Source organism: Enterobacter cloacae complex sp. S1, assembly GCF_014930525.1.
Classification (GTDB): domain Bacteria; phylum Pseudomonadota; class Gammaproteobacteria; order Enterobacterales; family Enterobacteriaceae; genus Enterobacter; species Enterobacter hormaechei_C.
The window spans coordinates 1-222 of sequence record NZ_JADBRE010000048.1 but is presented as its reverse complement, the minus strand read 5'-3'; the positions used below and the strand labels follow the sequence as shown (position 1 = coordinate 222).

Here is a 222-nt window from a genome sequence, read left to right as displayed (position 1 = left end):
CCAGATTTTTAAAGAGCAAATATCTCAAACATGACTCGTAAGTCAGTTTTGAGATATGACGGCAGGTGACTTTCACTCACGAACCAGCAAGTGGCGTCCCCTAGGGGATTCGAACCCCTGTTACCGCCGTGAAAGGGCGGTGTCCTGGGCCTCTAGACGAAGGGGACGTACAGTCTCAATCGCAAGACGCCTTGCTATTTACTTTTCATCAGACAATCTGTG

General features: G+C 49.1%; 1 tRNA gene. It reads right to left on the bottom strand.

The features are described 5' to 3' along the window. Positions 1 to 91: 91 nt before the first annotated feature. Positions 92 to 167 (bottom strand) — tRNA-Glu (locus tag IM290_RS21090). Between the last annotated feature and the right edge of the window lie 55 nt (positions 168 to 222).